This is a genomic window from Streptomyces sp. NPDC088097 (genome assembly GCF_044741845.1).
Classification (GTDB): Bacteria; Actinomycetota; Actinomycetes; order Streptomycetales; family Streptomycetaceae; genus Streptomyces.
On sequence record NZ_JBIUTJ010000001.1, the window covers coordinates 1278976 to 1303588 of the forward strand.

The window sequence follows — 24613 nt, forward strand, 5'->3', positions numbered from 1 at the left end:
CCCGTAGTCCTCTTCGCACGCCGCCCCGATACAGAAAGCGGCCGGCGGCTCCTCGGAAGGAACACCCGAACAGTGAAGCTTCAGCGCAAGAACATGCTTCGTGCCTCCGCCCTCGGCGCGCTTGTCGTGTCCGGCGCCCTGGTCCTCACGGCGTGCGGCTCCGACGACAACACGAAGACCACGGCCGACGGCTCCGCCGCGCCGAAGGTCTCCGCCCCGGCCCCCGGCGACATCAAGTGCGACGGCGCCAAGGGCAAGCTGCTCGCCTCCGGCTCCTCCGCCCAGAAGAACGCGGTCGACCTGTGGGTGAAGAACTACATGGCCGCGTGTTCCGGCGTCGAGGTGAACTACAAGTCCTCCTCCTCCGGTGAGGGCATCGTGGCCTTCAACCAGGGCACCGTCGGCTTCGCCGGCTCGGACTCCGCGCTGAAGCCCGAGGCCGTCGAGGAGTCGAAGAAGATCTGCACCGGCGGCCAGGGCATCGACCTGCCGATGGTCGGCGGCCCGATCGCGCTCGGCTTCAACGTCGCGGGTGTCGACAAGCTCAACCTCGACGCCACCACGATCGCCAACATCTTCAACGACAAGATCAAGAAGTGGGACGACGAGGCGATCAAGAAGCTGAACCCCGGCGTCACGCTTCCCGGCACCGCCATCCAGCACTTCCACCGCTCCGAGGACTCGGGCACCACCGAGAACCTCAGCAAGTACCTCAAGGCCGCCGCGCCCGAGGCGTGGAACTACGAGGCCGCGAAGAAGTGGCCCGCGGCCGGCGGTCTCGGCGCGTCCGGCTCGGCCGGCATCGCCGCCCAGGTCAAGCAGGTCGACGGGGCCATCGGCTACTTCGAGCTCTCCTACGCCTCGGCCCAGAACATCAAGACCGTCGACGTGAACACCGGCGCCGGCGCCCCGGTCAAGGCCACCGGCGAGAACGCCTCCAAGGCCATCGCCGCCGCCAAGGTCACCGGCACCGGCTCCGACCTGGCGCTGAAGCTCGACTACACCACCAAGGCCGAGGGTGCCTACCCGATCGTCCTGGTGACGTACGAGGTCGTCTGCGACAAGGGCAACAAGCCCGAGACGCTCGGCACCGTGAAGTCCTTCCTGGACTACGCCGCCTCCGACTCCGGCCAGAAGATCCTCACCGAGAACGGCTACGCCCCGATCCCGGCCGAGATCAACACCAAGGTCCGCGAAGTCATCAAGTCCCTGAGCTGACCGCTCACGTCTTCACCCGCTCCACCGCCTGACCCCCGCGCCGCCGGGCCGATCCCGTCCGATCGGCCCGGCGCCGGGGACCCTCCCCCTCCACCCGGGGGAATCCGGTGCACCGCCGCCAGGGGGCCTGCCCCCCACACAGACCGGAAAGACCATGGCTTCCACCACACCCACCCAGATCGACACGGCTCCGCCTGTCTCCAAGAGCGGAAGGTCCACCGGTCGCGCCGGTGACAAGATCTTCGCCGGGCTCTCCAAGGGATCCGGCATCCTGCTCCTGGTGATCATGGCGTCGATCGCCGTCTTCCTCACCTACCGTGCCGCGATGGCCCTGTCGAAGAACGAGGGGAACTTCCTCACCACCTTCGACTGGAACGCCTCGGCCACTCCCCCCGTCTTCGGCATCGCCGTCCTCCTCTTCGGCACCGTCGTCAGCTCGATCATCGCGATGGCCATCGCGGTTCCGATCGCCGTCGGCATCGCCCTGTTCATCTCGCACTACGCGCCGCGCAAGCTGGCCGCGCCCCTCGCCTACGTGGTCGACCTGCTGGCCGCCGTGCCGTCGATCGTCTACGGCATCTGGGGCGCCCTCTTCCTGGTGCCGCAGCTCAACGGGCTGAACAGTTGGCTGGACGACTTCTTCGGCTGGACCTACGTCTTCGAGCAGACCCAGGCCGGAGTCGCCCGCTCGCTCTTCACCGTCGGCATCCTCCTCGCGATCATGATCCTGCCGATCGTGACCAGCGTCAGCCGCGAGGTCTTCCTCCAGGTCCCGCGCATGAACGAGGAGGCCGCCCTGGCCCTCGGCGCGACCCGCTGGGAGGTCATCCGGATCTCGGTGCTGCCCTTCGGTCGGTCCGGAGTCATCTCCGCCTCGATGCTCGGCCTCGGCCGCGCGCTGGGCGAGACCATGGCCGTGGCCACGGTCCTCTCCCCGAGCTTCCTGATCTCGGGGCACATCCTGAACCCGGGCGGCGGCACCTTCGCGCAGAACATCGCCGCGAAGTTCGACGAGGCCAACGAGTTCGGCCGTGACGCGCTCATCGCCTCCGGCCTGGTGCTCTTCCTGCTCACCCTGCTCGTCAACGGTGCGGCCCGGCTGATCATCGCCCGTCGCAAGGACTTCTCGGGGGCGAACGCCTGATGAGCCACGCAATCCAGGACCAGCGTCCGACCCGCGCGCACAAGTCCGCGGCGCCCGCCGGCCTCACCCGCGGCGGCCTGCCCCGCTGGGCCCCCGCCGGCATCGCCGCGCTCTCGATCCTCCTCGGGGTCGGCGCCGGCCTCGCCTTCGACCTGAGCAGCAAGGTCCAGTGGGGCCTGATCGCGGCCCTCCTCTTCGTCGCGATCACGTACACCGCCAGCGCGGTGATCGAGAACCGCCGCCAGGCCAAGGACCGCGTCGCGACCTCCGTCGTCTGGGTCTGCTTCGTCCTCGCCGTGCTCCCGCTGCTCTCGCTGATGTGGACCACGATCAGCCGCGGCCTGAAGGCCCTCGACGGAGCCTTCCTGAGCCACTCGATGAACGGCGTGACCAGCTTCGAGGAGGGCGGCGGTGTCTACCACGCCCTGCTCGGCACCCTGGAGCAGGTCGCCCTGGCCACCCTGATCGCGGCCCCCGTCGGTCTGCTGACCGCCGTCTACCTGGTCGAGTACGGCCGGGGCGGGCTCGCCAAGGCCGTGACCTTCTTCGTCGACGTGATGACGGGCATCCCCTCCATCGTCGCGGGCCTGTTCATCCTGACGACCTGGAACCTGATGCTCGGCTTCGGCCCCTCCGGCTTCGCCGGCGCGATGGCCCTGTCGATCCTGATGATGCCGGTCGTGGTCCGCTCCACCGAGGAGATGCTCAAGCTCGTCCCGAACGAGCTGCGCGAGGCCGCCCTCGCCCTCGGCGTACCGAAGTGGCGCGTGATCCTCAAGGTCGTGCTCCCCACGGCCATCGGCGGCATCTCCACCGGCGTCATGCTGGCGGTCGCCCGCATCGCCGGCGAGACCGCGCCGATCATGCTGCTGGTCTTCGGGTCGCAGCTGATCAACACGAACCCCTTCGAAGGCGCCCAGTCCTCGCTCCCCCTCTACATCTGGGAGCAGTACAAGGTCGGCAGTGAAGCCTCCTACGACCGGGCATGGGCCGCAGCGCTCGTCCTGATCGCCTTCGTCATGATCCTCAATCTGGTGGCCCGCGGCATCGCCCGCTGGAAGGCCCCGAAGACCGGTCGCTGACGCGACTCATGAAAGCGAAGTGACCCCTCATGGCCAAGCGAATCGACGTCAGCGGCCTGTCCGCCTTCTACGGCACCCACAAGGCCATCGACGACATCTCGATGACCGTCGAACCGCGCTCGGTGACGGCCTTCATCGGCCCCTCCGGCTGCGGCAAGTCCACCTTCCTGCGCACCCTGAACCGCATGCACGAGGTCACCCCCGGCGGTCGCGTCGAGGGCAAGGTGCTGCTGGACGACGAGAACCTGTACGGCACCGGCGTGGACCCGGTCGCGGTCCGCCGCACCGTCGGCATGGTCTTCCAGCGTCCGAACCCCTTCCCCACCATGTCGATCTTCGACAACGTGGCGGCGGGCCTGCGCCTGAACGGCAGCTACAAGAAGGCCGAACTGGCCGAGATCGTGGAGAAGTCCCTCCAGGGCGCCAACCTCTGGAACGAGGTCAAGGACCGCCTGAACAAGCCCGGCTCCGGCCTCTCCGGCGGCCAGCAGCAGCGCCTGTGCATCGCCCGCGCCATCGCGGTCGAGCCCCAGGTCCTGCTGATGGACGAGCCCTGCTCGGCCCTGGACCCGATCTCCACCCTCGCCATCGAGGACCTGATCGGAGAGCTGAAGGAGCGCTTCACGATCGTCATCGTGACGCACAACATGCAGCAGGCGGCCCGCGTCTCGGACCGCACCGCCTTCTTCAACCTGTCGGCCGTCGGCCAGCCCGGCAAGCTCGTCGAGATCGACGACACCGACCGTATCTTCTCCAACCCGTCCGTCCAGGCGACCGAGGACTACATCTCGGGCCGCTTCGGCTAGACCCGGACCCCCCGGACCGAGCCGCCCGCGGGCGGCTCCAGAAACGTCCTGCGGTGCTGCATGGCGGTGCCACCGCACGACGGAAGGAAAAAGGGCCGGCTCCCCCTGGGTGGGGGGAGCCGGCCCTCTTTCGTGCGTACGCGGGTGCCTGCGGAGCCTTATACGAAGGCGAGGTCCACGATCCAGAAGCTGACCGCGGCCACCAGGGCGGCGGCCGGCATGGTGATGAACCAGCCCAGGACGATGTTCTTGGCGACACCCCAGCGGACCGCGTTGATCCGCTTGGTCGCCCCCACGCCCATGATCGCCGAGGTGATCACGTGGGTGGTGGAGATCGGCGCGTGGAAGAGGAACGCCGAGCCGAACATGATCGAGGCGCCCGTGGTCTCCGCCGCGAAACCCTGCGGCGGGTCCAGCTCGATGATCTTGCGGCCGAGCGTGCGCATGATGCGCCAGCCGCCCGCGTAGGTGCCCAGCGACAGCATCACGGCGCAGACGATCTTGACCCAGATCGGGATCGCGTCACCGGCTCCCTGCACATCGGCGATGACCAGGGCCATCATCACGATGCCCATCGTCTTCTGCGCGTCCTGGAGGCCGTGGCCGAGCGCCATGCCGGCCGCCGAGACGGTCTGCGCGATGCGGAATCCGCGCTTGGCCTTGTGCGGGTTGGAGCGGCGGAACATCCACAGGATGGCGACCATCACCAGATAACCGACGACCAGACCCACCACCGGTGAGACGAACATCGGGATGACGACCTTCTCGATCACACCGGACCAGATGACCTCGGTGCCACCCGCCAGCGCGGCGCCGACCATGCCGCCGAACAACGCGTGCGAGGAGGAAGACGGCAGGCCGAAGTACCAGGTGACGAGGTTCCAGACGATCGCGCCGACCAGAGCCGCGAAGAGGATCCACATCCCGCGGTTGCCGTGCGGGGTCTCGATCAGGCCCTCGCTGACCGTCTTGGCCACGCCGCTGCCCAGGAAGGCACCGGCGAGGTTCATCACCGCGGCCATCGCGAGCGCGGCGCGCGGGGTCAGCGCCCGCGTCGAGACCGAGGTCGCGATCGCGTTCGCCGAGTCGTGGAAGCCGTTCGTATACGTAAAGCCGAGCGCGACACCGATGGTGACGATCAGCGCAAAGGTGTCCACGTGGTTCAGGACTCCTTGACCGCGATGGTCTCCACCGTGTTCGCGACGTGCTCGAACGCGTCGGCGGCCTCTTCGAGGACGTCGACGATCTGCTTGAGCTTCAGCACCTCCATGGCGTCGTACTTGCCGTTGAAGAGCTGCGCGAGCAGCTTGCGGTGGATCTGGTCCGCCTGGTTCTCCAGACGGTTGACCTCGATCCAGTACTCGGTGAGGTTCTCCATGGTCCGCAGGTGCGGCATGGCCTCGGCGGTCAGCTCGGCCGCCCGCGCCAAGACCTCGATCTGCTGCTCGACGCCCTTGGGGAGCTCCTCCACGTTGTAGAGGACGACCAGGTCGACCGCCTCTTCCATGAAGTCCATGATGTCGTCGAGGCAAGACGCCAGGTTGTAGATGTCCTCGCGGTCGAACGGCGTGATGAAGGACGAATTCAGCTGGTGGAAGATCGCGTGGGTGGCGTCGTCTCCCGCGTGTTCCGCCGCCCGCATCCGTTCCGCGATCTCGACCCGGGCGGAGGGGTCCGCTCCGAGCAGTTCCATCAGGAGCTTGGAGCCCGTGACGATGTTGTCCGCGGATGCGGCGAACATGTCGTAGAAGCTCGTCTCCCTGGGGGTCAGGCGAAATCGCACGTGAGGTCCTCGGGGTGCATTGGATTCGGTCAGGCTGATGCTAGGCGCATCCCCCGGCCACGGCTAACCGGCAGTTCCCCAGTGTCCTCCATCGGGCACAGTGGGCGGCAGGGACCCCTGTCCTGGCGTCCGGGGCCAAGTACCCTATACCCATGCGGGGTATCAACCCCCGTCGCGGACCACGGGAGGACGGCATGACGACCATCGAGGCGGAAGACTCCGGAGCCGAAACCGCGGCCGAAACCGGCCCCGCCCCCGTGCACGGCTACCACCACCAGAAGGACGAGCACCTCAAGCGGCTGCGCCGCATCGAGGGGCAGATCCGGGGGCTCCAGCGGCTCGTCGACGAGGACGTCTACTGCATCGACATACTCACGCAGGTCTCGGCGAGCACCAAGGCCCTGCAGTCCTTCGCGCTCCAGCTCCTGGAGGAGCACCTGCGCCACTGCGTCGCGGACGCGGCCGTCAAGGGCGGCAACGAGATCGACGCCAAGGTCGAAGAGGCCACCAAGGCCATCGCCCGCCTGCTGCGCACCTGACACCCGAGAGCCGACGCCCGAGAGCCGACATCCGAGGCCCGATACCCCGAGGCCCGATACCCCGGAGGCCCGATATCTCAAGGCCCCGGTCCGCCCGGGAGTCCGGCTAGAAGCAGAAGCCGACGCCCCTCAGGACCTCGTCGATCCGGTCCTGGCTGAGCCGTTCCTCCACGGCGGCGGACGCCGCGATGATCAGTTCGCCGCACAGCTCGATCTCGGCGAGCGCCACGTGGTCCTGCACCGTCGTACCGCCTGCGGGAGTCACGCGGGTCACCTCTCTCTGCCGCCACTCGCCCGTCGGCGCTCGGCTCCCCAGCGTAGGGAGCGCACGCCGTACCGCGCATGACACGGATGGACCATTTCCGGATACCGGGGCCATGGCCCGGACGTGCCGTCCGGGCCCGCCCGGGCGGCTACTCGGCGATCTTCCCGGCGTAAATGTCCCCGCTCGGGGGCAATACGACGCTGACCGGAGTCCCGAACCCGTACAGCAGCGTGGTCGAGGAGACATCGATCACGCCATTCTTGACGTAGGTGAAGCGGTGACGGACCTGCCGCAGCCTTCCCTCCTCGTCCAGGTAGGCGTCGAACGGCACGCTGTCCTTGCTGAACCCTTTCGCCGCCGCCTCAAGGGAACCCCTGATCCCCGGCGAGGCGCTCCGCGCGGCCCGACCGATGTCCGTCGTCCCCCGGTAGTGCCGCACCTTGGTCCCCGCCACCTCGGTCTCGCCCACGTACGTGACGTCCTGCGCGCCCCGCAGCAGCTCGGCGGCGGCCAGCGGATCGGTGGCCCCTCCCGTGACCAGGTTCCCGTCGGCGAGGGCGGTGGTGTCCAGCCGGACCCACTTGTCGTCCGGGACGCCCGCTCCCCGGTTCTTCATGTAGAGGGCGCCGGGCACCAGCAGCTCGGTGATCGGCCGGTGCTCGGCCTTGCCCGTGGCGTCGGCGGGCAGCATGACCAGCAGCTGCCCCATCCGCTTCCTGAAGTCGACCCCGCCCTCGCCCCGAATGGTGACCCGGGTCCCTCCGGTCGCCATCTCCATGGCCGTACGGGCCCGCGCGCTCCCGGTGGCGGCCAGCGCGTCGGCGGCCCCCCGGACCAGGGCGCCCGGATCCCCCGGCGGACGGTCGTCGCCGGGAGCCGTCGCGGCGCCGCTGGCGGCCCCGCAGCCGGTCAGCACGGCCACGGCCAGGGCCGACCCCACAGCGAGCAGGGCCCGCCCGCCTCGACCCGCACGTCCGCGCCGCCGCCTGTACTGGTGCACCACCATCGCCTGCCAACCCCCAACGCGTGCCCGCTGTTTGCCCGAGGTCCCCACCCGCTCCGCTTAACGAGGTCCGGGGATTCCCGTCACGGGCCCGCGAGTTCCGGGGGGCGTACCCGGCCGGGCCGGTGCCGGGTACCGTGGAAGCGTGGATCCGCACAGCAAGGCGACCCTCGTCCCTCCGTTTACCGCCGTGCCCGTTCCCCGTCACCTCGTGGAACCGGCCCGGGCACCGTCCGGCCACCTGACGAGCACCGCGGAGCGCGGCTCGTTCTGCCTGGCCGTCTGCACCTGCGGCTGGACCGGTCCCGCCCGCCGCTCCCGTGACCTGGCCCGTAGGGACGCCACCCGCCACACGGCGGGGTAGGAACCGCCCCGGATCGCCGGGGAGGCCGTTCCTTCGGCCGTTCGGACGCCCGGGCCGGCCGAGCGGCGTCGCCCCGGTTCCCCTGGAGTCATGCCAGCACCCGCGACCACGTCCCGCCGTCCCGCGCCCCGGCGCGCACCCCGGCTCGCGACCCTCCTCTGGGCCCTGCTGCTCGTCTCCTCCCCGGCGGCGGCCGCCTGGGCCCGCCCGGTGGGCTCCGCCGACGGACCCGGGGACGTGGCCCTGGCCATCGGGCTCACCACCGCGGCGGCCGTGGCCACGGGGCTGTGGCTGCGCTCCCGCTACCGCCGCGACGGAACCGAGGACCCCGGAGGTGGTGGCGACGGCGGCGAGGGCGACGGCGAGTTGTGAGGCCCCGACCGCGGCGGCGCCCGACGGCGGTCCGGCTGTGCTTCGGCGCGGCGGGACTGTGCCTGCTGGCGGCGGTCCTGCTCTCCGCGTGGAACTCGTACGCGGGCTGACCGGGCCGCGCTCACACGAGCCCGAGCCCGAGCCCGAGCCCGCCGCGCCTCAGGCCGCGAGGTCGCTCTCGGCCGGCCGCCGCTCCAGCTCCACCGGCCGGGCCAGCACGCGCCCGCGGGCCCGTACCAGCCGCCCGGCACGCGGCGAGCGCGCCACGACCCGCACCAGCGGGGCCAGCGCTGCCATCGCCAGGGGGGCGAGGAGCAGCACGACGGCGGTGCCGAGGGCGAAGCCGCCGATCACGTCGGTCGGGTAGTGCTCCCCGAGGAAGACCCGGCACAGCCCCTCGGTGAGGGCCAGCCCGATGCCGACGAGGCCGAGCCGGCGGTTGGCCAGGAACACCCCGACGGCGAGCGCCATCGTCAAGGTGGCGTGGCCGCTGACGAAGGAGAGGCCGTCGGCGCCACCGGCGCCCGGGAGCACCTGGAGGCCGTCGTGCTGGAGGGCGGGCCTGGGCCGCGCGACGAACTCGCGCAGCGGCACGTTCACGAGCAGCGCCACCGCGGCCCCGAGCGGGGCCCAGACCAGCGCGGCGAAGGATTCCGCGGCGGTCGTCTCGTCCTGCCGCCGGGCCCCGCGCCAGCACCACAGCACGAGCAGCACGCAGGCGAGGGGCAGTCCGTACGCGCCGAGGAGGCTCACGCCGCGGTCGAACCAGTCCGGGGTCTGGCGGGCCAGACCGTTGATCCCGTACAGCAGGCTGACATCGACATTCGGCCCACCGGTCGTGAGTCCAGCCATCCGAAACGGCCCCTTGCCTTGCCTAGGTCCCCTGCGGACGCACAGCGGTGTGCGCCCCTTCAACCCCCGTGGATCGACCCCCGTGTTCATGGAACGCCCGTTCTGGCAGGTACGTTCCACTCTCCACCGAATGATCACTCCAACGTTATCCAAGAGTGACTCGTCGTCGCAGCTCAAGGCCTCTGCTTCACGGAGAGCGACTACACCCCCGGAGTAGCCGCCGCCCGCTCCGGAAGCGCCTCGGCGCCGTCCTTGGTGACCCGGGTCGCGCCGAAGTAGTCGGGCGTGTCGATCTTGTCGAAACGGATGACCGCGCCGGTGAAGGGGGCGTTGATCATGTAGCCGCCGCCCACGTACATGCCGACGTGCCGAATCTCCCGAGAGTTCGTCAGATCATCGGAGAAGAACACCAGGTCGCCGGGAAGCAGTTCGGCCCGCGCGGGGTGCGAACCGGCGTTGTACTGGTCGTTGGCCACGCGCGGCAGCTCGATCCCGACCGTCTCGTACGCCGCCTTGGTCAACCCGGAACAGTCGAAGCGCCCGTCCTGGTCGGCGGTCCCGTTGCCACCCCACAGGTACGGTGTCCCGAGCTGCTTCTGCGCGAAGTAGATGGCCCCGGCGGCCTGCTGCGACGGCGCCACCCGCCCGACGGGCCGGGCGAAGCCCTTCGCCAGGCCGGTGATCGACTTCACGTACCCCTGCGTCTCCTTGTACGGAGGCACACCGCCGTACCTGATGACCGCGTACGCGCCCGCGTTGTACGCCGCGAACATGTTGGCCGTGGCGTCACCGGGCACGCCCGCCACGTCCTTGGCCAACTGGCAGTCGTACGAGGCCGCCGACGGGATCGCGTCGTTGGGGTCCCAGATGTCCCGGTCCCCGTCGCCGTCCCCGTCTATGCCGTGGCCCACCCAGGTGCCCGGGATGAACTGCGCGATCCCGCGCGCGTCGGCCGGGCTGACGGCCTTGGGGTCCCAGCCGCTCTCGGAGTACAACTGGGCGGCGAGCAGCGCGGGGGTGAGGGCGGGACACAGGTTGCCCCACTTCTCCACCAGGGCCTGGTACTTCCCCGGTACGGCCCCCTGCGCGAGCCCCAGGGCCCTGCCGCCCGCACCTCCCGCGAGCCCCGCCGCAGCCGAGTACGTGCCCACGACGATGAGCACGAGGAAGCTCAGACAGAGCCCGATTCCGATTCCGCCTGCCATCCAGAATCTGCGCATCCGTCAACACTCCCCCATGCCAGTCGCTTTCACGTGCGAACCGCCCGTGTTGTCGCCCGGACTACCCCAGTCGGAAGCCCGAGCGGTCGACGCCCGCGCACTTCTCCGGGTCATCCTCGACGTGACGGAAGTCCAGCGTCCAGTCCCCCCGGCCGTCGGACGGGGGCACGGCGGGGCACACCCCGGATCAGCGAGGGGCCACGAACAGGCTCTGCGCGGCCCGTCCGATCGGCCCCTTCTCGTCGTGCAGCCGCGCGTCGGCGAGCCCGATGCCGGCCGGGTCCACGCTCGTACGGGCCTGCACGCACACCCACTCGCCCACCGGGTGCCGGTGCAGGTGCACCGTCAGGTCCCCGTTGACGAAGACGAACCGGCGGATGTCCAGCACCGCCCCGATCCCGTTGGCCGAGTCCGCCGCCACCAACACCCGGTCCAGCGGCCGGACCTCCTCCCCCGCAACGAGCGGCACCTTCATCCGCATCCAGCAGGTCCCCGGCCCCGGCTCGGTGAACGCCCCCCGCGTGAAGCGGGCCTCGACCGAGGAGTGGTACCCCGCCTCCCACGGCACGGGGAAGAACGGCGTCACCCGCGCCTCCCCCGGCGGCTCCACCTCGACCGCCGGCACCACCGCCGCGACCGCCTCCGCCGCCACCCGGATCCGCAGCGCCCGCGCCAGCATCACCGGCCCGTCACCGCCCTCGGGGGTCAACGCCGCCTCGACCAGCTCCGTACCGCGGCCGGACCGGAGCACGCTCGTGGTCAGCTCCAGCCCGCCGATCGGCACCGGCCGCAGGATCTCGTACGTGATCCGGGCGATCCGCATGTCCCCGCGCCCGCCCGGCCGCTCCTCGACCGCACGGCCCAGCAGCGCGGCCGGCGGCCCGGCGTGCTGCGCGCCCGGGTCCCACGGCCCCCGCGTCGCCTCCGTGGCACGGAACCGGCCCGCGTCGAGCCGTTCGTAGAACCCGTCCTCAGCGTCCATGCCGCCGCACGCTACCGAGAGGTAACCTCCGGCACCAGTACCGCCGGCCTCAGCGGGCGAAGCCGAGCCCCACGCCCAACCCCACCAGCACCGAGCCGATGGCCCGGTTCAGCGCCTTCTGCGCCTTCAACATCCGGTCGCGCAGCCGCGCGTTCGAGAAGAACAGCGCCACCGCCCCGAACCACGCCAGGTGCGCCACCGACATGAACAGCCCGTAGCCGACCTGCCGCCACACGCCCGTACCGGGCCCCACCACCTGCGTGAACGTCGACACCACGAACAGCGTCGTCTTCGGGTTCAGCACATTGGTCAGGAAACCCGACCGCAACGCCCCCCACGGCCCCAGCCCCTTCCCCGCCTCCAGGTCCACCGTCAGGTCCGCCCGCGCCCGGAAGGTACGGATCCCGATCCACACCAGGTAGGCGGCGCCGGCCAGCTTGATCGCCGTGAACAGCGCCGTGGAGGAGGCGATAAGGAGACCGACCCCGAGCATCGTGTAGGAGACGTGCACCAGCACCCCGCCGGCCACCCCCGCCGCCGCGAACAGCCCGGTGGGCCGACCGTAGAGGTAGCTGTTCCTGACCACCATCGCGAAGTCCGCTCCGGGACTGATCACGGCGAGGACGGTGATGACGGCGACTGCGATCACTTCGGTCATGTAGGGATGCTCGCCTCCCCCCACCCACCGGATCAAGGAATTCCGCCCCACCGATACTTTCCCCATGCCCACGCCCACCCCCGCCCCCGCGCTCGCCCTGCGCCCCTTCCTCCCCCGCGACCACGCGCCGCTGCGCTCCTGGATCACGTCCGAGACCGAACTCGTCAACTGGGCCGGCACCGCCTTCACCTGGCCCCTGGACGACACCCAGCTCACCGCGTACGCCGCCGAGCCCGACCGCGCCACCTGGACCGCCCTCACCCCGGACGGGCCCCAAGGCCCCCACGGCCATCCCCTCGGCCACGTCTCCCTGTACGCGGGCCGACTCGGCCGGGTCCTGATCTCCCCCGCCGCCCGGGGGCGGGGCCTCGGCGGCCGGCTCGTCTCCCTCGCCCTCGACCACGCCTTCGACACCCTCGGCCTGCCCTCCGTCGGCCTCGGCGTCTGGGCCCACAACACCGCCGCCCTGCGCCTCTACGAGCGCCTCGGCTTCCGCGTCGAACGCACCGTCCCGAACGCCATCGAGGTCGCCGGCGCCCCCTGGACCGCCGTGGAGATGCGCCTGTCCGCCCCGGTCGCCCGCCCCGGGGGACAATGAGGACGTGCCCACACCTCCCGCCCCCGCCCCGCTCCCCCTCCTCCAGGCCGACTGCGCGAACTGCTTCGCGCTGTGCTGCGTCGCGCTCCCCTTCGCGAAGTCGCGGGACTTCGCGGTGGACAAGGCCGCCGGGACCCCGTGCGGGAACCTCCAACAGGACTTCCGCTGCGGCATCCACACCGGCTTGCGCGACCGGGGCTTCCAGGGCTGCACCGTCTTCGACTGCTTCGGCGCCGGCCAGCAGGTCTCCCAGGTCACCTTCGGCGGCCGCGACTGGCGCACCCACCCCGGCACCCGGGGCGAGATGTTCGAGGTCTTCCCGGTCATGCGGCACCTGCACGAGCTGCTCGCCTACGTCTCCGAGGCCCTCACCCTCCCGCCGGCCGCCCCGCTCCACCCGCGGCTCCGCACCGCCCTGGAGCGCACCGAGGCCCTGACCCGCGCGGACGCACGCACCCTCGCCGACCTCGACGTCGGCCCCCTGCGCCAGGAGATCAACGCGCTGCTCCTCAAGACGAGCGAGCTGGTACGGGCGAAGTTGCCGGGCCGCAAGAAGAACCACCGCGGCGCCGACCTCATGGGCGCCCGCCTCCCGGGAGCCGACCTGCGCGGCGCCAACCTCCGCGGCGCCTACCTGATCGCCGCCGACCTCAGCGGCGCCGACCTGCGCGGAGCCGACCTCATCGGCGCGGACCTCCGCGACACGAACCTCAGCGGGGCCGACCTCCGCGACACCCTCTTCCTGACCCAACCCCAACTCAACGCCGCCCAAGGCACCCCCACCACTCGCCTCTCCCCACCCCGAACCCACCCCACCCACTGGCCCCCCACCCCCACCACGTGAGCCACCCTCCCACCCACCAGCACACAAGGCACCCTCCCAACCCCACCGGCGCTCGGGGCGACCTCCCAGCCCCACCAACGTCCGGGCCCTCCAGCCCCACCGGCGCTTGAGCACCTCACGCCCCACCAACGTCCAGGCCCTCCAGCCCCACCGGCGCTTGAGCACCTCACGCCCCACCAACGTCCGGGCCCTCCAGCCCCACCGGCGCTTGAGCACCTCACGCCCCACCAACGTCCGGGCCCTCCAGCCCCGCCGGGGCTTGAGGCAACCTTCCAGCCCCGCCGGGTCCGGGCCCTCCCAGCCCTGGCTCTCCCAGCCCCGCCGGGTCCGGGCCCTCCCAGTCCCGCCAACGTCCGGGCACTCCCAGCCCCACCAACGTTCGGCCACTTCCAGCCCCGCCGGCGTTTGAGGCGCGGGGGCCCGGGGGCGGAGCCCCCGCAACGACGCCGCACCCAACGGGGTCCGGGCACAGCCCGGGGAACGGAGGAAGGGCGGGTCGGGGACCAGCACCGCGCAGCGCCACCCCACCCGCACCCGACACCGGGCCCCGCCCCAGCCATGCCCCCGTACGCCCTCCACACACCCATACGCCCCCAACCCCGTCACGCGCGGTGACCCACCCCGCCCCCACCCCCCACGACACGGCCCCGCGACCAGATCCCTCTCCGGTCACAGGGCCGCACCACACCACCACACACGCAGAACCGCACCCGCACCCCCACCCGAGGTCAACCCGTCACCCGGGCTTGACCACCGCCGTCCAGCCCTGGGTGCAGACCAGCGTGACCGTGCACGAGTTCTCGTAGATGTCACCCTGCGTGGTGAGCACCTTCACGTACACCCGCTCGCCCGCCAGGCGGACCGACACCCCGCAGGCGTTGCGCGGATAGCCCGGCGTCCTGGCCCGGGTCAGGTCGACCCAGTAGTAGGCGCTCGCAGGGGTGGCCCGCGCCCCCACGTACGTCCGCCCCTTGCTCAGCGCCCCGCTGAACTCGGAGGTACCCGGCCCCGCGACGGTGTCGATGTCCGCGCACGGCCCGGTCGACCCGGGCGGACCCGCCGGACCCCGGTCGCCCTTCGGCCCCTTGGCACCCCGCGGCCCCGTACACGCCGCGTTGCCCGGCGCAGCCGCTCGCGCCGCCGCCCGCGCAGCCTGTCGCGCCGCGGCCCGGTCGCTGTCCTCCTTGCCGCACTTCGGCACGTAAGGGGAAGCCGAGGCCACCGCCGCCGCACCCTGCCCGGGCACCGCGGTCACGGCCGCGGCCGGACCCCCCGTCAGCGCGACCACCAGCGGCACCGCGAGCCCACCGGCCAGCCACGCCCGTCTTCCCGGCCTCAAAGCGGAACCCATCCGTCTGCTCCTCTACGTCACGTCGCACTCTCGGACGAGCTGGAGCATCCACCCCAATCCGGCAGGGAGATGGAAAGACTGACGGAATGTCGGACATACGTCAGCGGTACGGCCCAACGACACGCGCCCCCACTGAGCCGAACGGCCGTCCCTCACCCGGGCCCGCGCCCGCCGGGCCGACAATCATTGCCCGGGGTCACTCACCGTGATACACAGAGTGACCAGGTCAGGGCGCGCGAGAGGGGCGCACGCCGGGATATCGGGTAAAGAGAGCCGCCAAGTCGACGACGGTTGCGGTTTCATCAGCGAAGATAGTGCGTGACCCCTGCCGTCGGGCACGGGCTACCGGAACTACCCATACAGGGGCGGTGAGTTACATGATCCTGGCAGCCGAAAAGGGCGACATCACCACCATCATCGGCGGAATCGCCCCGAATTGGGGTCCGTTCGGCAGTCTCGGCAACGAAGCGAAGGTCATGATCGAGGTGGTCATGGCCGTGGCGATCCTGCTCTGTCTGGGCATCGCGATCTGGGGCGCCGCCAAGCAACGCATCGGCGCGACCGCCCTGCGCGACACATTCAGCGCGGAACAGGGCAAGGGCCTCATCGTGGCCGGCCTCACGGGAGTCTTCATCATCGGCTCCCTCGGCACCCTCTTCACGATCGTCTACGGAATGGCCGTCTAGCCGACTCACCGCGGCCGGCCTCACCCTGATGACGAATCACCACACCGCGCCAGAGCGGGAACGAGCGCTACCGTCGTACGACGCGGAGGGGGCGGACATCTGATGAGCAACGACGACCAGTACGGCGGCGGCGGCCACGGCGAGGTCGGCGGCACGGGCCAGACCCGTACCCGCCTCCCGGACTCCCCCACCGACTCCTACGGCACCCCCCGCCGCGCCCCCCGCGCCTCCCGAGGCCTGATCACGGTGGTCGGCGTGGTCGTCCTGCTCATCGCGGCCATCGCGTTCGCGAACCGCTCGGGGGACACCCCCGACGCCCCCACCTCGGACAAGGCCCCGAACGCCTCCTCCACCTCCCCCACCGGCACCTCCCCGGTCACGACGAAGACCTCAGGCATCCCCAAGGGCTTCGCCCACGACGAACAGGGCGCCCAATCGGCGGCGGCCAACTACACGGTGGCTTTGGGCTCGGACGGCATGCTGAAGAAGGACGTCCGCCACGCCCTCATGGACGGGATCTACACACCGCAGGCGGCGGCGCAGCTCAAAGTGGCGCAGGACGCGACGTACTCCCCCGCGTTCCTCGCCAACCTGGGCCTCGACGCGAACGGGAACGCCCCGCAGGGCAGCACCTTCATCACCCGCGCCGTCCCCGTCGGCACCCGCATCGAGAACTACGGCCCCACCAGCGCCAAGGTCGCCGTCTGGTACACGGGCCTGATCGGCATGTCGGGAGCCAAGTCCACCAGCCCGGTGCGCACCACCTGGCAGACCTGGACCTTCGAGCTGTCCTGGGTCGGGGAAGACTGGAAGGTCACCTCGGACATCCAGCAGAACGGCCCGGCCCCGGTCCCCGGCGACGTACCCGCTTCCACGTCCGACGACATCAGCAAGGCCGTCCAGGAGTTCGGAGGGTTCACCTATGCCCGGTAGCCGCCGCCCGCTCCGAATCGCCGGAGCACTGGCCGCCGTCCAGATGACCGTGGTGCTGCTGTCCGCCCGAGCCTTCGCCGCACCGACCCCGAGCCCAACGCCCCCCCCTTCGGGCTCGCCCAACCCTTCAGGTTCCCCCAGTCGCTGCGAAGGTGTCTTCGGCCCGCTCAAGGAGAACTGCGAGCGTCAGCTCGGGAACGATCCCGCCACCGGCACGGGACTCTCCCCCGACAGCCCCACCGACGCCATCAACCCCCTGGCCTCCCTGGCCAAGGGATGCGCCGAAGCCGCCGCCTGGATCATCGGCAAACTCAGCGAAGCCGTGAAGTCCACCGCCAACGTGGACTTCACCAACCCGGCCTTCCTCCAGCAGTACGCCGTCGTCTTCGCCGCCTCCACCATCCTCACCCTCGTCCTGTGGCTCCTCGCCGTCGCCAAGCGCGCCATCCGCGGCGTCCCCCTCAGCACCGCGATGTCCGAAGCCATCGGCTTCCTCTGGCTCACCGTCGTCGCCTCCGCCTTCACCCCCCTGATCCTCTACACCGTCGTCTCCGCCACCGACGGCGTCACCGAGGTCCTCGCCACCGCCACCGGCGGCCAGACGGACGTCTTCTTCGGCTCCTTCGCCGAAGCCCTCAAGAAGGGCGACGACATCGGCGGCGGCCCGATCATGCTGATCGTCGTCGCCCTCGTCACCGTCCTCGCCGCCGGTGTGCTCTGGCTCGAACTCGTCATCCGCGCCGCCCTCCTCTACGTCGGCGCCCTCCTCGGCACCGTCGTCTACGCCGGACTCGTCGACCGCAACATGTGGGGCCACGTCCGCCGCTGGGCCGGCATCATGATCGCCGTCATCCTCGTGAAGCCGGTCATCGTCATCGTCCTCGGCCTCGCCGGAGCCCTCGCGGGCGGCGACAAGGGCCCCGACGCCTTCTCCGCCGTCGTCTCCGGCCTCGCCATCATCCTCCTGGCGATCTTCGCCTCCGCGATGATCTACCGCTTCGTCCCCGGATTCGGCGACGAGATCGCCTCCGCCCGCACCAACCGCTCCAAGGCCACCGACGGCGCCCAGGCCGCAGCCGTCATCAGCTCCCCGGCCTCCCTCGTCTCCCAGGGCATCAAGACCCACAGCAGCCGGGGCGGCGGCTCCCACCGCGCCGGCGGCGACAGCGGCGGCGGCGCGAGCGGCGGCGGCAACCAGATCTCCGGAGGCATGGCCGCCCACAGCAGCCGCGGCTCCGGCACCGGGTCCGGTGGCTCCGGCGGCCCGGCCCTCCCCCCCGCCGCACCCCCGCCCCGTACGGGATCAAGCACGAGGAACACAGGAGGTGACGGGCGTTGACGACCCAGTCCCACCAGATCCACCCGATCGCGCCCCGCCGCACCTACCTCATCGGCCGCGCCCGGCCGAACGCGATCGTCGGCAAGAACCGCGAAACAGGCGAGATCGTCCTGATCATCGCCGGCGCGTTCTTCGGCATGATGAGCGGACTGCTCGTCCCCGACCTCACCCTGCGCATCGTCAGCCTCGCCGGCTTCCCGATGCTCGCCCTCGCCGCCGTGTACGTCCCCTACAAGGGCCGCACCTTCTACCGCTGGTTCGAGATCAGCCGCAGCTACAAGCGCACCCTGCGCCGCGGCACCACGTACCGCTCCTCCGCCGTCGAAGCCGGCACCCGCGCCTCCGACGGCCGCGAGGTCGAGGTCGGCCCGCCGCCGGGCATCGGCCGCATCAACTGGCTCGCCGCCCCCTTCGGCCCCGACGAGATCGCCGTGCTCCTCCACGCCGACCGCCGCACCGTCACCGCCGCCATCGAGATCGAGGGCCCCGGCGTCGGACTGCGCGACAGCGAGGACCAGGAAGCCCTCGTCGACCGCTTCGGCACCCTCCTCAAGCACGTGGCCAACGGCGACGGCTTCGTCACCCGCATCCAGATGCTGGCCCGCACCCTCCCCGCCGACCCCGACGCCCACGCCAAGGACGTCGCCCAGCGCGGCGACCACGCGTCCCCCGGCTGGCTCCGCGACTCCTACGACCAGCTCCAGTCGATGGTGTCCACCTCCTCCGAGCAGCACCGCGCCTACCTCGTCGCCTGCATGCACTTCACCCGCGACCTGGCCGCCGAAGCCGTCACCATCGCCCGCGCCGGCACCCCCCACAAGGGACGCAAGCTCGACCGCGACTCCGGCCTCGCCATCGTCATGGCCCGCGAACTCACCGACATCTGCGCCCGCCTCGCCGAAGCCGACATCCGCGTGCGCCAGCCCCTCGGCCAGGGCCGCCTCTCCTCCCTCGTGCACTCCATGTACGACCCGGACCACCCCATCGACCACATCCAGGCCATGACCAAGCGCAACGCCTGGCCCGCCGAACTGGACGCCGTCGAACCGACCTACCTCCAGGCCAAGACCCGCGAGTCCTCCACTCGCGCCCCCTGGTGCCACGCCACCGCCTGGGTCAAGGAATGGCCCATGACCCCGGTCGGCGTGAACTTCCTCGCCCCGCTCCTCGTCCACACCCCCGACGTCATCCGCACGGTCGCCGTCACCATGGACCTGGAACCCACCGAGATCGCCATCGAGCGCATGCTCACGGAGAAGACGAACGACGAGGCCGACGCCTCCCGCGCCGCCAAGATGAACCGCACCGTCGACCCCCGCGACATCGCCGCCCACGGCCGGCTCGACCAGAGGGGTGAAGATCTCGCCAGCGGCGCTGCCGGAGTCAACCTCGTCGGGTACATCACGGTGTCCTCGCGTTCACCGGAAGCCCTCGCCCGCGACAAGCGCACCATCCGCGCCTCCGCCGGCAAGTCCTACCTGAAGCTCGAATGGTGCGACCGCGAGCACCACCGCGCCTTCGTCAACACCCTGCCGTTCGCCACCGGCATCCGACGCTAGCTGGAGGGAATGGCCGCCATGCGAGATCCCATGTCCGCGCTGACGGACGCCTTCACCAGCTTCCTCTTCGGCAAGGTAGAAACCACCCGCCTCCCCGTCCGCACCTCGACCGGACAGGCGCAGGCCGTCTACCTGCCCACCGCCGCCCCCGGCCTCGGCGACTCCGGCGTCATCATCGGCCGCGAGGTCTACAGCGGCAAGGGCTACATCTACGACCCCTTCCAGCTCTACGGCCAGCAGCTCCCGGCCCCCCACTGGCTGGTCCTCGGCGAGTCCGGAAACGGCAAGTCCGCGCTGGAGAAGACGTACGTCCTGCGCCAGCTCCGCTTCAAGGACCGCCAGGTCGTCGTCCTCGACGCCCAGGGCGAGGACGGCTTCGGCGAGTGGAACCTCATCGCCCAGCAGCTGGGAATAACCCCCATCCGCCTGGACCCCATCGCCGCCAACAACGACGGGATCCGCCTCAACCCCCTCGACCCGGCGATCACCGCGACCGGCCAGCTCGCGCTGCTCCGGACCATCATCGAAGTCGCCATGGGCCACGGCCTCGACGAGCGCGCCGGCTTCGCCCTCAAGGTCGCGCACGCCTACGTCGTCGACACCATCCGCGACCGTCAGCCCGTCCTCACCGACATCGTCGAGCAGCTCCGCCACCCCGAGCCGGAATCCGCCCTCGCGATGAACGTGGACATAGACGATGTCCGGGCCTGGGGCCTCGACGTCGCCCTCGTCATCGACCGCCTCGTCGACGGCGACCTCCGCGGCATGTTCGACGGCCCGACCACCGTCGGCATCGACCTCGACGCGCCGCTGATCGTCTTCGACCTGTCCCACATCGACCGCAACTCCATCGCCATGCCCATCCTCATGGCGATCGTCGGCGTCTGGCTGGAACACACCTGGATCCGCCCGGACCGCAAGAAGCGCATCTTCCTGGTCGAAGAGGCCTGGCACATCATCAACAGCCCCTTCGTGGCCCAGCTGTTCCAGCGCCTCCTGAAGTTCGGCCGCCGACTCGGCCTGTCCTTCGTCGCCGTCGTCCACCACCTTTCCGACGTCGTCGACGGAGCCGCCGCCCGCGAGGCCGCGGCCATCCTCAAGATGGCCTCGACCAGAACGATCTACGCCCAGAAGGCCGACGAGGCCCGCGCCACCGGCCGCGTCCTCGGTCTGCCCCGCTGGGCCGTGGAGATCATCCCGACCCTCACCCCGGGCATCGCGGTGTGGGACGTCAACGGCAACGTCCAGGTCGTCAAACACCTCATCACCGAAGCCGAACGCCCCCTCGTCTTCACCGACCGCGCCATGACCGAGTCCTCCACCCCCCAGCAGCTCCCCGACGAACTGCTCGCCGCCGAACTCGAAGCCGAGGAACGGGCCCTGTACATCGAGCGCCAACGGGGCGGTCCCGGCTCGGCCACCACGGTGGCCTGACCGTGGGCGACCCCAGAAGAGGTACGGAGCCCCGGGCGCGAGCCGGCGGCATCCCCGACGGACTCCTGGTCGGCCTCCTGGCCTTCCTCCTCGGCCTCGCCGTCCTGGTGTGGTCGGCCACCGGCCTGGCCGCCCTCTTCACCAAGGGCGCCTGGCCGGCCACGGTCACCTTCACCCGGACCCCGGACGCGGTCCGCGCCCTGATAGCGCAACCCCACGACCTCGCGGCGGCCTGGCCCGAGACCGACCCGGCGGCCCTGTCCGGCTGGGGCCTGTTCTGGGGCCTGTTCATCAGCCAGCTCCTCGTGATGCTGGTCCTGACGATCTTCACGCTCGGTGTGATCGCCCGTACGAAGGCCCGCCGCACCCGACCGCGCCCCGCGCCGGCGACCGAACCCCCTGCCGTACCGGAGCCCGAATGGGAGCCCGTACCCCGGGCCGTCCCGGTCCCCGCCCAACCGGCCGCGGCCACCGTCCACCCGGTCGCACCCCCCGTCACGGCCCAGCCCCGCGAATCGCAGCAGCCGGTCCCCGCCCTGTCGACCGTCGCCGCGCCGCCCCCCACGGACGAGGCCTACCGCTACGGCTTCGGCTACGCCCCCACCCCCGCGGCCCCGGCCCCGGCCCCCGCCTCGGCCCCGGTCGCCGCCACCCACAGCACCGCCGACACCGCCGCCCCCCGCCTCGCCTACGCCTCCCCCGCCGAACGGCACCACCTCGCCGCCCGGGCCATCGCCTCGGCGGAGGGAGCGGTACTGGTCGTCACGTCCTCCCCCGCCCTCTGGTCGGACACCAAGGACGCCCGCGCCAAACTCGGCCCGGTCCTCCTCTACGACCCCGCCCACCTCTGCGACACCCCGGCCCGCATGCACTGGAACCCCGCCGAGGGCTGCGCCGACCGCGACACGGCCGCCGCCCGCGCGATCGCCCTGCTGGCCCCCGTACGCCCCTCGGCCCGCCTCGACTCGGCCGTCGCCGACACCGCGGAAACCCTCCTGCGCAGCTGGCTCCAGGCAGCGGCCCTCGACGGCCTCCCGTTCAAACAACTGGCCCGCTGGGCCCAGGGCCACACCTCCCAGGCCCCCGTCCACATCCTGCGGACCCACCCCCAGGCCGCCGCGGGCGCGGCCGGTGAACTGGAGGGCGCCCTCATCGCCCACCCGGAACGCCGCGAACAGGCCCAGCAGCTGACGGCCCGCGCCCTCTCCTCGCTCACCTCGATCCACATCCGCGAGGCCTGCAAGCCGAACCGAACGGATTCGCTCACGCTGGCATCGTTCGTGACCGAGGGGGGCAGCCTCTACGTGGTGGGCGAGGCCCTAGAGGACCCCCGCAGCCACCCGGGTGCGATGCCCCTGCTGACCGCACTCGCCTCCAGCGTGGTCGAGCATGGCCGTCGCATGGCCGCACGGTCATCCCACGGTCGGCTCGACCCACCACTGACGCTGGTCCTGGAGGACGTGGCGGCCGTCGCCCCGATCCCCCAACTCCCCCAGCTCCTCCAGGACGAAGCCCTCCCCCTCCTGGCCCTCTGCCGCAGCCGCGAACAGGCCCGCACCCGCTGGCCACAGACCACGTTCGCCTAAGGGCTGTCCCGTAATCCCTGGTGGGCGCGGATCCACCACGGATGACGGGACAGCCCTTAGGTCGCCTCTCTCCTGGCGACCACGTACTCCAGCTCCTCAGCCCCGTCGTCCAGCAGCACCACACGCCCGCTCGGCACGAATCCGCTCCGCCGGTAGAACGCGGCCGCCCGCGGGTTCTCCGCGTGCACGAAGAGCCGTACGCGCTCCAGCGCCGGCCCCTCCAGCGACCAGGCCCACTCCAGCGCGGCCGCGAACAGCGCGTCGGCCAGCCCACCGCCCCGCTGCTCCTCCCGCACGAACACGCCGACGAGGTGGCCCTGCCCCCGCTCGACCATCTCCCCGAAGAAGTCGGTGCTCCCGGCCTCCTCGACGATCATGGTCACCGAGCCGTCCCACACCCCGTCGACACCCTCGGCGACGAACTGCCGCGCCCCGCGCCCGCCTGCGGCGCGCGCCGTCCGTTCCTGCCAGAACACATCGGGCCGCGCCTTCGCGTCGTCGAGGACCTCCAGGAAGGCGACCGGCGCCGCCGGGTCCTGGAGGGCGGCTATCCGCAGGCCCTTGGCCCGCTCCCATTCCTCGGCCCGTACGGGCCGCACCACATGCTGATCCATAATTCCGGATCCTAAGGGCTGTCCCGTCATCCCTGGTGGGCGCGCGGCGCCGACTACGGCACCTCGCCGCGTTGTCGGAACGCCCGAATACGTCCAGTATTCGGGCGTCCCTCCGCCTTGCGATGCACCGCATCCGACGCCGCGCACTGATCCACCACGCATTACGGGACAGCCCTTAGCCACCGCGTTGGTGCACACTGCACCCATGCCCGCCCCGCACCCCCACGCCTCGGCCCTCGCCCACGTCACCGCACTCTCCTCCGGCCCCCCGCTGGACCCGGAGCACACGGTCACGCTGAACTTCCATCCGGACCGCACGGCCGGCGGCCGTCCCGTCCTGGCGGCCCTGGCCGAGGAGGGCGTGTACCGCTCGCAGTTCGTGACGGGCACCAGCAACGGCGGCCTGACCGCGCACCCCGGCGGAGCCCGTTGGCGTTGGGAGAGCCGCATCTTCGGCGGCGCGTACGACGAAGCCCCCGCCGAGGCCCGTCCGGTCTACGGCGCCCTCAACTTCCGCCGCAACCCGACCGGCGCGGCCCCCCGCTTCGGCTCGGCCCACTTCCGCCTCCACCCGCGGGCACTCCCGAGGACGACGTTCTGCTACCCGGACAGCTACCTGGAGCCGGAGTCCTTCGGGGTCGCGACCCGCATGTCCTTGATCGCCCTGGCGGAGGCCGATGACCAGGACGCCCTCGACGACTACATCGAGGCCCAAGTCCACTCCCCGGTCCACTTGGACCGCGATGTCGCCGCACTCGTACTGGACCCCAGCCACCGCGACACCGAGGTCGAGGCCGCCGCGGCCGCACTCCCCTGCCCGACGGAATGGCACCCGGGCTTCCGCCTCACGGTGACGGAACTCCGTCGCCACCCCGAGTACCGCGGCCAGGACTTCGTCGACCTGGGCGCCTCCCTGGCCGTCGCCGACGTCCTCACCCCGCACATCCTCGGCCAAGCCGCCCGCACCGGCCGCTACGACGAACAGGCCCTCAAGCGGGTCTGGCACTACCTGGCCCGCTTCGGCGCCCAAGGCAAGCACGAATAACCTCGCCGAAAATGGTCCGTAAACGCAGAAAAGCCCCGCACCGAACCCGTAAGGGTTGGTGCGGGGCTTTCCCACAATGATTGTTCGGCGGCGTCCTACTCTCCCACAGGGTCCCCCCTGCAGTACCATCGGCGCTGAAAGGCTTAGCTTCCGGGTTCGAAATGTAACCGGGCGTTTCCCTAACGCTATGACCACCGAAACACTATGAAGTTAACCAACCGGATATGAACACAGTTCGTTACTTCAGAACTAACACAGTGGACGCGAGCAACTGAGGACAAGCCCTCGGCCTATTAGTACCAGTCAGCTCCACCCGTTACCGGGCTTCCACATCTG

Annotated in this window: 26 protein-coding genes and 1 rRNA gene; 16 read left to right on the forward strand and 11 right to left on the reverse strand. The window is 71.0% G+C overall.

What is annotated here, in order from left to right:
- Positions 1 to 72: 72 nt before the first annotated feature.
- The 4 genes from pstS (at position 73) to pstB (ending at position 4250) form a co-directional block, all read left to right on the forward strand.
- Positions 73 to 1218: a phosphate ABC transporter substrate-binding protein PstS gene (gene pstS, locus ACIOD1_RS05940; protein ID WP_365620635.1), complete on the forward strand. Its 1146-nt coding sequence runs from the start codon at positions 73 to 75 to the stop codon at positions 1216 to 1218.
- Positions 1219 to 1372: 154 nt separating this feature from the next.
- Complete coding sequence (gene pstC, locus ACIOD1_RS05945; protein ID WP_365620638.1) at positions 1373 to 2362, forward strand: phosphate ABC transporter permease subunit PstC; 990 nt, start codon at positions 1373 to 1375, stop codon at positions 2360 to 2362.
- On the forward strand, positions 2362 to 3444 hold the full coding sequence (gene pstA, locus ACIOD1_RS05950; RefSeq protein ID WP_365620641.1) for a phosphate ABC transporter permease PstA: 1083 nt from the start codon (positions 2362 to 2364) through the stop codon (positions 3442 to 3444). The genes pstC and pstA overlap by 1 nt, the downstream gene beginning before the upstream one ends.
- 29 nt (positions 3445 to 3473) lie before the next feature.
- Complete coding sequence (pstB, locus tag ACIOD1_RS05955) at positions 3474 to 4250, forward strand: phosphate ABC transporter ATP-binding protein PstB (RefSeq protein WP_365620644.1); 777 nt, start codon at positions 3474 to 3476, stop codon at positions 4248 to 4250.
- A gap of 158 nt (positions 4251 to 4408) precedes the next feature.
- Here the strand turns inward: pstB and ACIOD1_RS05960 are convergent, their stop codons facing one another.
- On the reverse strand, positions 4409 to 5407 hold the full coding sequence (locus ACIOD1_RS05960; protein WP_365620647.1) for an inorganic phosphate transporter: 999 nt from the start codon (positions 5405 to 5407) through the stop codon (positions 4409 to 4411).
- Between the two features lie 5 nt (positions 5408 to 5412).
- Entirely contained in the window at positions 5413 to 6033 is a 621-nt protein-coding gene (locus tag ACIOD1_RS05965) for a DUF47 family protein (protein WP_365620650.1), read from the reverse strand.
- 194 nt (positions 6034 to 6227) lie between these two features.
- On the opposite strand from ACIOD1_RS05965, the gene ACIOD1_RS05970 reads away from it, so the two are divergent.
- Entirely contained in the window at positions 6228 to 6572 is a 345-nt protein-coding gene (locus ACIOD1_RS05970) for a metal-sensitive transcriptional regulator (protein WP_365620653.1), read from the forward strand.
- A gap of 106 nt (positions 6573 to 6678) precedes the next feature.
- Here the strand turns inward: ACIOD1_RS05970 and ACIOD1_RS05975 are convergent, their stop codons facing one another.
- Both ACIOD1_RS05975 and ACIOD1_RS05980 read right to left on the reverse strand, forming a co-directional pair.
- Positions 6679 to 6837, reverse strand: coding sequence for a hypothetical protein (locus ACIOD1_RS05975; RefSeq protein WP_365620734.1), 159 nt, complete (start codon positions 6835 to 6837; stop codon positions 6679 to 6681).
- A 148-nt stretch (positions 6838 to 6985) separates the two neighbouring features.
- Positions 6986 to 7843 carry a hypothetical protein gene (locus ACIOD1_RS05980; protein ID WP_401900372.1) on the reverse strand — a complete coding sequence of 286 codons (858 nt, stop codon included), beginning with the start codon at positions 7841 to 7843 and terminating at the stop codon, positions 6986 to 6988.
- Positions 7844 to 8030: 187 nt separating this feature from the next.
- Between ACIOD1_RS05980 and ACIOD1_RS05985 the strand changes: the two genes are divergently transcribed.
- Both ACIOD1_RS05985 and ACIOD1_RS05990 read left to right on the forward strand, forming a co-directional pair.
- Entirely contained in the window at positions 8031 to 8204 is a 174-nt protein-coding gene (locus ACIOD1_RS05985) for a hypothetical protein (RefSeq protein ID WP_365620659.1), read from the forward strand.
- 90 nt (positions 8205 to 8294) lie between these two features.
- Positions 8295 to 8576, forward strand: coding sequence for a hypothetical protein (locus tag ACIOD1_RS05990; protein WP_365620662.1), 282 nt, complete (start codon positions 8295 to 8297; stop codon positions 8574 to 8576).
- 159 nt (positions 8577 to 8735) lie between these two features.
- On the opposite strand, the gene ACIOD1_RS05995 is transcribed toward ACIOD1_RS05990, so the two are convergent.
- From ACIOD1_RS05995 to ACIOD1_RS06010, 4 genes are all read right to left on the reverse strand, one after another.
- Complete coding sequence (locus ACIOD1_RS05995; protein WP_401900374.1) at positions 8736 to 9428, reverse strand: phosphatase PAP2 family protein; 693 nt, start codon at positions 9426 to 9428, stop codon at positions 8736 to 8738.
- Positions 9429 to 9628: 200 nt separating this feature from the next.
- Positions 9629 to 10633, reverse strand: coding sequence for an NlpC/P60 family protein (locus ACIOD1_RS06000; protein ID WP_401900499.1), 1005 nt, complete (start codon positions 10631 to 10633; stop codon positions 9629 to 9631).
- 202 nt (positions 10634 to 10835) lie between these two features.
- Positions 10836 to 11630, reverse strand: a complete 795-nt coding sequence (locus tag ACIOD1_RS06005) for a thioesterase family protein (RefSeq protein WP_401900375.1) — start codon at positions 11628 to 11630, stop codon at positions 10836 to 10838.
- A gap of 49 nt (positions 11631 to 11679) precedes the next feature.
- Complete coding sequence (locus ACIOD1_RS06010; protein WP_401900377.1) at positions 11680 to 12288, reverse strand: LysE family transporter; 609 nt, start codon at positions 12286 to 12288, stop codon at positions 11680 to 11682.
- Between the two features lie 64 nt (positions 12289 to 12352).
- Here ACIOD1_RS06010 and ACIOD1_RS06015 point away from each other — a divergent pair, with 64 nt between their 5' ends.
- The gene (locus ACIOD1_RS06015; RefSeq protein ID WP_401900379.1) at positions 12353 to 12886 is read left to right on the forward strand and encodes a GNAT family N-acetyltransferase; all 534 of its coding nucleotides are present in this window, start codon (positions 12353 to 12355) and stop codon (positions 12884 to 12886) included.
- A 4-nt stretch (positions 12887 to 12890) separates the two neighbouring features.
- Positions 12891 to 13730 carry a pentapeptide repeat-containing protein gene (locus ACIOD1_RS06020; protein ID WP_401900382.1) on the forward strand — a complete coding sequence of 280 codons (840 nt, stop codon included), beginning with the start codon at positions 12891 to 12893 and terminating at the stop codon, positions 13728 to 13730.
- 736 nt (positions 13731 to 14466) lie between these two features.
- Here ACIOD1_RS06020 and ACIOD1_RS06025 read toward each other — a convergent pair.
- Entirely contained in the window at positions 14467 to 15081 is a 615-nt protein-coding gene (locus ACIOD1_RS06025; protein ID WP_365620681.1) for a hypothetical protein, read from the reverse strand.
- Between the two features lie 377 nt (positions 15082 to 15458).
- Here ACIOD1_RS06025 and ACIOD1_RS06030 point away from each other — a divergent pair, with 377 nt between their 5' ends.
- The 6 genes from ACIOD1_RS06030 to ACIOD1_RS06055 all read left to right on the forward strand — a co-directional run bounded on the left by ACIOD1_RS06030 (position 15459) and on the right by ACIOD1_RS06055 (position 22618).
- Complete coding sequence (locus tag ACIOD1_RS06030; RefSeq protein WP_008742356.1) at positions 15459 to 15767, forward strand: hypothetical protein; 309 nt, start codon at positions 15459 to 15461, stop codon at positions 15765 to 15767.
- A gap of 102 nt (positions 15768 to 15869) precedes the next feature.
- On the forward strand, positions 15870 to 16700 hold the full coding sequence (locus tag ACIOD1_RS06035) for a hypothetical protein (RefSeq protein WP_401900384.1): 831 nt from the start codon (positions 15870 to 15872) through the stop codon (positions 16698 to 16700).
- Positions 16690 to 18039 carry a hypothetical protein gene (locus tag ACIOD1_RS06040; RefSeq protein ID WP_401900387.1) on the forward strand — a complete coding sequence of 450 codons (1350 nt, stop codon included), beginning with the start codon at positions 16690 to 16692 and terminating at the stop codon, positions 18037 to 18039. The genes ACIOD1_RS06035 and ACIOD1_RS06040 overlap by 11 nt, the downstream gene beginning before the upstream one ends.
- The gene (locus ACIOD1_RS06045) at positions 18036 to 19598 is read left to right on the forward strand and encodes an SCO6880 family protein (RefSeq protein WP_365620690.1); all 1563 of its coding nucleotides are present in this window, start codon (positions 18036 to 18038) and stop codon (positions 19596 to 19598) included. Before ACIOD1_RS06040 ends, ACIOD1_RS06045 begins: the two co-directional genes overlap by 4 nt.
- Positions 19599 to 19616: 18 nt before the next feature.
- Positions 19617 to 21032: an ATP-binding protein gene (locus ACIOD1_RS06050; RefSeq protein ID WP_365620693.1), complete on the forward strand. Its 1416-nt coding sequence runs from the start codon at positions 19617 to 19619 to the stop codon at positions 21030 to 21032.
- 2 nt (positions 21033 to 21034) lie between these two features.
- Positions 21035 to 22618, forward strand: a complete 1584-nt coding sequence (locus ACIOD1_RS06055) for a type VI secretion protein (RefSeq protein WP_401900390.1) — start codon at positions 21035 to 21037, stop codon at positions 22616 to 22618.
- A 56-nt stretch (positions 22619 to 22674) separates the two neighbouring features.
- On the opposite strand, the gene ACIOD1_RS06060 is transcribed toward ACIOD1_RS06055, so the two are convergent.
- Positions 22675 to 23232, reverse strand: coding sequence for a GNAT family N-acetyltransferase (locus ACIOD1_RS06060; protein WP_365620699.1), 558 nt, complete (start codon positions 23230 to 23232; stop codon positions 22675 to 22677).
- 205 nt (positions 23233 to 23437) lie between these two features.
- Here ACIOD1_RS06060 and ACIOD1_RS06065 point away from each other — a divergent pair, with 205 nt between their 5' ends.
- A complete protein-coding gene (locus tag ACIOD1_RS06065; RefSeq protein WP_365620702.1) occupies positions 23438 to 24277 on the forward strand; it encodes a DUF3626 domain-containing protein in 840 nt (279 codons plus the stop codon).
- 82 nt (positions 24278 to 24359) lie between these two features.
- Here ACIOD1_RS06065 and rrf read toward each other — a convergent pair.
- Positions 24360 to 24476, reverse strand: a 5S ribosomal RNA gene (gene rrf, locus ACIOD1_RS06070).
- Between the last annotated feature and the right edge of the window lie 137 nt (positions 24477 to 24613).

Excerpts from the sequence above, each read along its gene's own strand:
- ACIOD1_RS06010 (WP_401900377.1), bottom strand. The coding sequence starts at position 12,288 with ATGACCGAAGTGATCGCAGTCGCCGTCATCACCGTCCTCGCCGTGATC.
- pstC (WP_365620638.1), top strand. The coding sequence starts at position 1,373 with ATGGCTTCCACCACACCCACCCAGATCGACACGGCTCCGCCTGTCTCC.
- ACIOD1_RS06025 (WP_365620681.1), bottom strand. The coding sequence starts at position 15,081 with ATGGGTTCCGCTTTGAGGCCGGGAAGACGGGCGTGGCTGGCCGGTGGG.
- pstB (WP_365620644.1), top strand. The coding sequence starts at position 3,474 with ATGGCCAAGCGAATCGACGTCAGCGGCCTGTCCGCCTTCTACGGCACC.
- ACIOD1_RS05995 (WP_401900374.1), bottom strand. The coding sequence starts at position 9,428 with ATGGCTGGACTCACGACCGGTGGGCCGAATGTCGATGTCAGCCTGCTG.
- ACIOD1_RS06040 (WP_401900387.1), top strand. The coding sequence starts at position 16,690 with ATGCCCGGTAGCCGCCGCCCGCTCCGAATCGCCGGAGCACTGGCCGCC.
- ACIOD1_RS06050 (WP_365620693.1), top strand. The coding sequence starts at position 19,617 with ATGCGAGATCCCATGTCCGCGCTGACGGACGCCTTCACCAGCTTCCTC.
- ACIOD1_RS05970 (WP_365620653.1), top strand. The coding sequence starts at position 6,228 with ATGACGACCATCGAGGCGGAAGACTCCGGAGCCGAAACCGCGGCCGAA.
- ACIOD1_RS06035 (WP_401900384.1), top strand. The coding sequence starts at position 15,870 with ATGAGCAACGACGACCAGTACGGCGGCGGCGGCCACGGCGAGGTCGGC.
- ACIOD1_RS05990 (WP_365620662.1), top strand. The coding sequence starts at position 8,295 with ATGCCAGCACCCGCGACCACGTCCCGCCGTCCCGCGCCCCGGCGCGCA.
- ACIOD1_RS05980 (WP_401900372.1), bottom strand. The coding sequence starts at position 7,843 with ATGGTGGTGCACCAGTACAGGCGGCGGCGCGGACGTGCGGGTCGAGGC.
- ACIOD1_RS06000 (WP_401900499.1), bottom strand. The coding sequence starts at position 10,633 with ATGGCAGGCGGAATCGGAATCGGGCTCTGTCTGAGCTTCCTCGTGCTC.
- pstA (WP_365620641.1), top strand. The coding sequence starts at position 2,362 with ATGAGCCACGCAATCCAGGACCAGCGTCCGACCCGCGCGCACAAGTCC.
- ACIOD1_RS06030 (WP_008742356.1), top strand. The coding sequence starts at position 15,459 with ATGATCCTGGCAGCCGAAAAGGGCGACATCACCACCATCATCGGCGGA.
- ACIOD1_RS06060 (WP_365620699.1), bottom strand. The coding sequence starts at position 23,232 with ATGGATCAGCATGTGGTGCGGCCCGTACGGGCCGAGGAATGGGAGCGG.
- ACIOD1_RS06005 (WP_401900375.1), bottom strand. The coding sequence starts at position 11,630 with ATGGACGCTGAGGACGGGTTCTACGAACGGCTCGACGCGGGCCGGTTC.
- ACIOD1_RS06065 (WP_365620702.1), top strand. The coding sequence starts at position 23,438 with ATGCCCGCCCCGCACCCCCACGCCTCGGCCCTCGCCCACGTCACCGCA.
- ACIOD1_RS06015 (WP_401900379.1), top strand. The coding sequence starts at position 12,353 with ATGCCCACGCCCACCCCCGCCCCCGCGCTCGCCCTGCGCCCCTTCCTC.